Source organism: Bilifractor sp. LCP21S3_F8 (genome assembly GCF_052117805.1).
In the GTDB taxonomy this organism is placed as follows: domain Bacteria; phylum Bacillota; class Clostridia; order Lachnospirales; family Lachnospiraceae; genus Bilifractor.
In genome coordinates this window covers 1-7,232 of record NZ_JBQKIK010000048.1, presented here as the reverse complement: position 1 = coordinate 7,232, position 7,232 = coordinate 1, and the positions used below count along the sequence as shown (strand labels likewise).

General features: G+C 44.8%; 6 protein-coding genes and 2 pseudogenes. All 8 read right to left on the bottom strand.

Features of this window, described 5'->3' with window-relative positions:
- Positions 1-358 precede the first annotated feature (358 nt).
- Positions 359-1,105, bottom strand: a complete 747-nt coding sequence (locus ACTQ3A_RS13655) for a GNAT family N-acetyltransferase (RefSeq protein ID WP_441495169.1) — start codon at positions 1,103-1,105, stop codon at positions 359-361.
- 4 nt (positions 1,106-1,109) lie between these two features.
- Positions 1,110-1,748, bottom strand: a complete 639-nt coding sequence (locus ACTQ3A_RS13650; RefSeq protein ID WP_441495168.1) for a GyrI-like domain-containing protein — start codon at positions 1,746-1,748, stop codon at positions 1,110-1,112.
- Between the two features lie 5 nt (positions 1,749-1,753).
- Positions 1,754-2,665 carry a helix-turn-helix transcriptional regulator gene (locus tag ACTQ3A_RS13645; protein ID WP_441495167.1) on the bottom strand — a complete coding sequence of 304 codons (912 nt, stop codon included), beginning with the start codon at positions 2,663-2,665 and terminating at the stop codon, positions 1,754-1,756.
- Between the two features lie 430 nt (positions 2,666-3,095).
- The gene (locus ACTQ3A_RS13640; protein WP_270441640.1) at positions 3,096-3,410 is read right to left on the bottom strand and encodes a DUF3784 domain-containing protein; all 315 of its coding nucleotides are present in this window, start codon (positions 3,408-3,410) and stop codon (positions 3,096-3,098) included.
- A 29-nt stretch (positions 3,411-3,439) separates the two neighbouring features.
- Entirely contained in the window at positions 3,440-3,832 is a 393-nt protein-coding gene (locus ACTQ3A_RS13635; RefSeq protein ID WP_441101398.1) for a hypothetical protein, read from the bottom strand.
- Positions 3,833-5,077: an ATP-binding protein gene (locus ACTQ3A_RS13630; protein WP_441495170.1), complete on the bottom strand. Its 1,245-nt coding sequence runs from the start codon at positions 5,075-5,077 to the stop codon at positions 3,833-3,835. It lies immediately after the preceding gene.
- 360 nt (positions 5,078-5,437) lie between these two features.
- Positions 5,438-6,727: pseudogene (locus tag ACTQ3A_RS13625) on the bottom strand (VirD4-like conjugal transfer protein, CD1115 family); the annotation flags it as partial.
- A gap of 220 nt (positions 6,728-6,947) precedes the next feature.
- A pseudogene (gene tnpA / locus ACTQ3A_RS13620) lies at positions 6,948-7,232 on the bottom strand (IS200/IS605 family transposase); the annotation flags it as partial.

Below are 7,232 nucleotides of genomic sequence, written 5' to 3'. Positions count from 1 at the left end.
TGCAGCATTTGCAGTAGCAGCATAAAGAATACCGCCAGCTGATTCATTCCTCAACTGACGGTATCCAATCACTTATTATTTTTCACTGTCCCCTTGACGGGTAGCACACCACATAGCGGGTGGTTTTTTATTTCGCTCGGCTCATATTTCCGTTGGGAAATACTCGCTCGAGCTCAACAGGCTAAAGCCCATAAAGAAAATGCGGCACCCGCCTCTCTTCTCAGAAAGACGGATGCCGCAGAAATGGCCTAAACACGGGCTTTTTCTGTCCTCTGTCAATTTGTTCTTGTTAGCAGAGCCACTGTCTCGACATTGTTCCACGTGAGCAACAAAAACTCCATGGCGGTATTACTCCTGATCAAGCATTCACAAGTTTCAGAAACTTTTTATCGTTCATCTGCTCATTCGTAATATATTCTCCGTCATGAAACAACGCATAGTTTGTAATCGGAGTCGGAGCATTCTGTGCTTTCTCTCTGCTTTCGATATGGATCGCATGGAATGGTATATCATTTTCTCTGGCAGTCTGCTCCAGCACTGGAACATACTTCGCATTGAACGGACACTGGCTGGTGTAATACAGTACATAACCTTTTTCTTCTATGCGAGGATGCTTTGCACATTCCCTGAAATGAGGCTTGTCGGTATCCGTCACAAATGGCAAGTACCACAACTGAATGCCATTGTCCGCCTCGTCGCATACGGTAAAGCCCTTATATTTCAGAAACTTAGGGTCGGCAAGGAACGGCTTCTTCTTAGCTGCTGCTAATATACACAGCCCTTTCTTCCCCTTTTCTTTACTGTCCTCAATACAGGTGTTCAGCAATTCTGCAGAATAGCCATGACCTTTGAAGGAACCGGACACCCACAGGCAATCGATATACATATAGCCGTCAGCCTGGATTGGAACCCACGCGTTCTCAGACGGGATATATTCTATAAAGCACTTTCCCCGCTCCACACTCTTCAGAAAGACAAGTCCCTCTTCAAACCTGTCGGCCAGCCACGCCTTCTTCGATGACACCTGAACATCCTTATTATTGGAAATGGCACAGCAGATATGCTCCTTTTCCAGATTTTCCTTTGTAACTCTGATGTACTCCATCGGATCAATTCTCCTTCACTTTTATCGGATGACGGATCACGGTCCTCAGCTTCTCCGGTGCTGCTTTCCGCGCATCGCTCAGATAAATCTCATGGTGCATGCGTTCGTCCGTAATATCAAGAGCATATCCCTGCTCTTCCATAAATCTGTGCATCGCCGCTACCGTGGCAGGCTCATCATCATAAGCCCCGATATGCATACACTGAACACACAGCCCTTCATCATAGGTAAAGAACTCAACTTTCGAAAAATCCTGTTTCTTTTTTGCCGCAGCTTCTTTGACAGCCCAGTCAAAATCATCTTTCGTCACAAAATCCGGCAGACGGATGACGGAGATCCACCGGAAAGAATCCTTATGGGTATAATTGGCACCGATCACTCCATCCTGCCACCAGAATCCTTCCAAAGGCGGCACCACATAATCAAAATATCCATCGATCTGATAGCTGCCTTTCTTACTCATCTTGATCGTAAAAGCAATACCGTACAGAAGACCTATCGCCTGTTTGTACTCGCCTTCCTCATCATTGGGCTCCCCGCTGCCGCGTACCGCGATAAAATTCATTTCCGGCACAGTTACTATTGAAGGTGTTCCTTTCGGCATATAGAATTCTTGGTATTCTTTTTTGAAATCAAATGCCATAAATGTTAATCCTCCTCATAAAGCTGTAATGTCTCCTCTGCATTCCTGCGGATAATATCCCGCGCTTCTGCCGGCTCCAGCACTTCAGCCTTCGCTCCGAAAGTCATGAGCCAGGTCACAAGGTTTTCCATATCCGTGTAGTCCGCTGTAAAGAGCAGTCTTCCATCATCCGCTTCTGTAAAGCAATCAGGTCCGAAGTCTTCGATCAGGCGCCATTTCATATCCGGTGAAAATAACGCCTTAACCTTAATCTCACCCGGAAATATTTTTTCAACTGAAAGATCCGGCATAGGTGCATCTCGACAGACAAATTCTTTATCCGTTTCTGTAACGCGATCCATGCGATTCAGCTTAAACAATCTGTAATCCTTACGATCCATACACCAGCCCCAAAGGTACCAGCTTGACCATCGAAATACCAGATAATAAGGTTCAACCGTCCGCTCGCTGTCACCGGACGGAGCATAATACCGAAACCGGACCATGTGCCTGTCTCCGATCGCATCCTGTATCGTTTCTATCTTCGGCGCCAGCGAATCCCGATACCACGATGACAGATCGATCAAAATGGAATCCCGTCCGCTGATGAACTCAGAAGATCCCGCCTGTATTTTTTCCATCAGCTGACCGTAATAACTGCTCCCGCTCACGCTGTCCAGGCTTCTCAGTCCTGCAAGGATCATCTGCATGTCCCTGGATGTCAGGATCGTCCTGTCCATCCGGTATCCGTCCATAATACTGATCCCGCCGCCAGTGCCCTGAACTGTACGAACAGGAATACCGGCCTTGCAAAGGTCCTCAATATCTCGGTTAATCGTCCTGCGAGACACTTCAAACCTTTCTGCCAGTTCCGGAGCTGTTGTCTTGTCTTCCTGCAATAAGATTGACAATATTCCTATCAGCCTGTCTATCTTCATGTTCTCTTACGCTCCATTTATATACTAACGCATATAACACGACATCAGTATGTCATGTTTATTATATCAGAGCAATGCAATTTCAGCAAAAGGAAAACCTGTGGAAATCCCATATCACGGTTCATTCCACAGGTTTTTTCACATACTCTTCAAACTTTAGTAGTCTGTCAAATGTCTTTCTCTGAACTCTTGATCCTGTAATAATCCTCAGCATCAACGCTAATCTCAACACAGTCCTTCGGCTTCGCATTTTTGTTGCTCAAGAGGACAACGGTCTCGACGTGCGCCGAGACAGTGGAAAACATAATCACGCTGACCGACTGTTTGTGGAAACATATCGAAAATTTGCCACTGTTTGCGGAAATATATCTAAAACTCAGGCATCAAATGAGGAAACATATCTAAAGGAATCAAGGCAACAAACTGGGAGTTAACGATTGTACTTCGTCCCGGCAGTAATCAACATGGTCAAACCCGCCACATAACAAGCAGCGAAGAAAAGAAAACTGTATGCAGAGTCTGTGATGCCAAGTATCACAGCGGTTATCAATAAACCAACGCCTATCACGATAAGACCAATTCCGGACAGTTTACAAAAAGCCGGCCTGTTTTCTGCGGAAACTTTATCAACATGGTAATTATGCATTAAGGAGAGCTTTTCTTTTTTCCAGAGCAACCAGCCCATAACAGCAAAAATGACTCCCACGCCTCCGGTCATTATGACTCCAATTATTTTGTCTATCATATCGATTGTCTCCTAGTATAAACTGGGATCTACGGAATATATCTCGTAAGTATTCCTGCTAAAATACAAATTATTCCGGCAATCCTTGAACCCAATTTTGCTCTTTTTTCATCATTACTGTATTTTTCAGGGTAAACAGGGTTCAGTATGAGAATGAGTCCGTATAAAATCCATGCGATATTTGCAAACAAGCCTTTGTGTAAAATTAAAGCAAGCACATTCCCAGCAATTATAAGAATAATTCCAATGAAAACTTGTTGTTTAAATGTAATCTTGGTAATCTTGTTCATATGCATCAACCGCCTTTCAAATTCTAATTTATTTTGAACAAACGGACTTTCTTCTTCTGGCGTTTTCGCATCTACATACCGCCACATGATCATATTCAGATCATAATGATGCGTTCTGGCTGCCGCCCACATTCATTTCACTTCCCAGTGACCATATCGTTTCCCACCGACACGCACTATGCGACCAGAATCCGAAAGTATTTTCATAGCTCTTTTTACGGATGGAACGGATACTTTAACACTTTCTGCCAGTTCTTCCTGTGTTAAGGCAGGACTTTCAGTCAACAAAGCAATAATCTTATCAGCCAAAGTATCAGCCAAAGTATCTCTCTGATACTTTGGATCTTTAGTCTGATCTATTAACGCGCTCTGCAAAGCATTAAAATGCAGTCGTATGCCATTTCCGAGCACCTCATACCTTGGAAGATCAGCCCCTATTGCAATACATTCATCGCAAATCTTCTGAATACCACGTCCCCAGCTTTCGATATATCCCATCCGATAGAATACATTTGCAATATCAGGGTTATAAGGAATCGAATCATGCGGCTCCATCAAAGTTTCGGATGTCCAGCCATCCGGCAGGATACATCGATTGCTGATGATCATTTCCTGGTCCTCTATTCTGACTTGTATCGGAGTTCCGAACATATAGCAGTTATGAGCTATCGCATTGTAAATTGCTTCACGGACCGCTTCACGCGCATACGGGTATGTCTCGACTCTGCGGTCATGCTCATACGTGATTTTTGCCTTAAGATATTTCATATAGATCAGATCAATAATTCTGTCTGCTATTGTAATAAGAGACGTATCCATCACATCCTGGTACTGAAGATCTGCTCCTTCGCCAAATTTCCCGATTTTGACGTAGCTCCCATTCTGAATAATTTGCAGATCACTATAAAAAAGCAGAACTGCAGAACGCTTCAGCTTTCCATTGGAAATAAGATGCAATTTACTCAGAAGTTCCGCGTTAGAGACATTCAGCTCTGTATCCTTCATCCTGCCGCTTTTGAATGCCTCTCTGCGAAAAATCTTGAAACTTTCCTCATCCAGATCATCTGCAGAAAGGTTATCGACCGTGACATCTTCCCAGCGGAATCCAGTTTTTCGCATAATAAATTCTGACAATGCAATGCCTGTCAGCTGCTGTTTTGTAGCCCCGCTTCTGTAATGGTATTCGCCATGATAACTTATAGGAAAGCTACTGGGCTCAACCTTTATCTCAATATAATCCAGTCCGTTCTTTGTATGCATGTTAACGTCAGCAATAATGCCTAATCCCGTCTGGATTTTGTTCGGGATATCCTCAAGAAGTTTCTTGGCGTTCTTAACCCCCACAATGCTTCCATCATCGCGGACTCCGATAAAGATCGTTCCTCCCTACGCATTGGCAAATCCGCATATCCATTTCAGATACTCATCACGCCAAGACTCTTTGTATTCTATATTCTGGCTTTCTGCCATGCGTTTCCTCCTCTGTTAATCAGATACAATGTATCCTGACTGTCCTTCTTAATTCTATCCATCTGCTAAGCTCCTTGTTTGAAGATTCCCCACAGATGATCACACCAGTGCCAGATAATCTGAGCTGTACAGCCTGAAAACCTCCGTCTCTGGTTTTGAAATTGATATCTCAGCAAAACCGATACTCGCTTAAGAAATCCAGCCCGCATGGTGTTTATTTTTTGATTTTAATGTATCACAGATTCTGCTTCTTCAAAACCCCTAATATCAAATTGCTTTTACATCAGCATTTACCACTACATATTCATCTTCCGGTTTCAATTTCATTTTCCGGTTGAGATATTTCTCAATGTCGAACGTATTTTTCTTGTCATAGTCAGCGGTAAGGCAATAGTTCGGATGCTTTGTCAGATCGTACTTTTTAGACAGGAAAGGCCGGACACCACGTAGCTGCAGAATGCATTTAGACCCATCCAGCACCGCAAGCTCATCGACGGAAAGAAGATCATGTCCCAGCTTCTGGTAATTCAAGCTGTGGGATTCCTCACGTCCTCTGCTCTCACCGGTGTTGTAGGTATCAATCGTCTCCTTACCAAGTGCCTGATTCAGCTCTTTCAGTGTCGTCGGTTCTGTTCCACCAAGGAAGATACGGGAATCCATGTTACCAATGATCGTATCAGCATTATCTTTGTAGATAGCCTTCAGCTGTGACTGTGCCTGCAACACCAGACAAGCTGAGATCTCACGGCTTCGGATTGTCGCAACCAGCTTCTCCAGGTTCGGAATCTGACCGATGTTAGCTGCCTCATCAATCAGGCACCGTACATGCACCGGAAGCCGTCCACCATATACGTCATCCGCTTTCTCACAAAGCAGATTGAACATCTGCGTGTATATCATAGCGATCAGGAAGTTGAACGTCGCATCAGTATCCGACATGATGAGAAAAAGTGCTGTCTTCAGGTCTCCCAGCGTATCCAGTTCCAGCTCATCATACATGGTGATGTCCCGGACCTCCTGAATATCAAAGGGCGCCAGACGTGCGCCGCAGCTCACAAGTATACTTTTCAGGGTCTTGCCGGCAGCCATCTTGAACTTCACATACTGTCTTACTGCAAAATGATTGGGATTCTTCTCTTTCAGCCGCTCAAAAAGGATATCCACCGGGTTCTGGTACTCTTCATCATCTTCCCGGACATCCATCGAATTGAGCATCTCCAGAAGTGTCGCAAAGTTCTGTTCTTCTTCCGGTGCCTCGTAATGAATGTATCCGATCAGAGCCGTGTAGAGCAGCGTCTCCGCCTTGGTCCAGAACTCATCCCCGGCTTTTCCTTCTCCTTTCGTATTGGCGATCAGCGCTGTAACGAGCTTCAGGATGTCCTTCTCCGAATGAATATAGGCAAAGGGATTGTATTTCATCGATTTCCTGAAATTGATCGTATTGAAGACTTTGATGATATACGGTTCCCGGATCACCCTGCCATTCTTATCCTTCAGGGGATTGCCGTTCTCATCCAGCTTCGGCGCACCGTGCAGGAGTGCATTCCCACATTGAACATCTCCTGCGGAGATGGCTGCGCGTTCTTTCGAACACTAAATTGCCGCCACCCGTGAAACGGGTGGTTCGGTCCGGGCTATAAGCCCGTGTTGCTAGGCCAGCGTCTCAAGGCGCTGGCTTTCACTTTATGGCTGCGGGAAGTTTCTTTGATCACTTCCCGCAGCTCCGTTCAAGCCACATTGCTTTTTACTCGTCGCTGCCCCTCAAAGGGCATCCGTATTACTTACCCTGACCCTTAAAAGGGCCTTCGTATTCCTTTACGCTGAGCTTGTCCTGTATGATATCCGCCCGCTCCTGATCTTGGATATATTTTCTGATGGTAGCTTCATTTAACCCTACTGTACTGACATAATATCCTTCTGCCCAAAAATATCTGTTTCCAAACTCGTATTATAAATTTGCGTGCCTGTCAAACATCATAAGGGCACTTTTCCCCTTCAAATATCCCATAAATGATGCCACACTGATCTTAGGCGGTATGCTAACCAGCATATGTACATGATC

Excerpts from the sequence above, each read along its gene's own strand:
- ACTQ3A_RS13655 (WP_441495169.1), bottom strand. The coding sequence starts at position 1,105 with ATGGAGTACATCAGAGTTACAAAGGAAAATCTGGAAAAGGAGCATATC.
- ACTQ3A_RS13650 (WP_441495168.1), bottom strand. The coding sequence starts at position 1,748 with ATGGCATTTGATTTCAAAAAAGAATACCAAGAATTCTATATGCCGAAA.
- ACTQ3A_RS13645 (WP_441495167.1), bottom strand. The coding sequence starts at position 2,665 with ATGAAGATAGACAGGCTGATAGGAATATTGTCAATCTTATTGCAGGAA.
- ACTQ3A_RS13640 (WP_270441640.1), bottom strand. The coding sequence starts at position 3,410 with ATGATAGACAAAATAATTGGAGTCATAATGACCGGAGGCGTGGGAGTC.
- ACTQ3A_RS13635 (WP_441101398.1), bottom strand. The coding sequence starts at position 3,832 with ATGTGGGCGGCAGCCAGAACGCATCATTATGATCTGAATATGATCATG.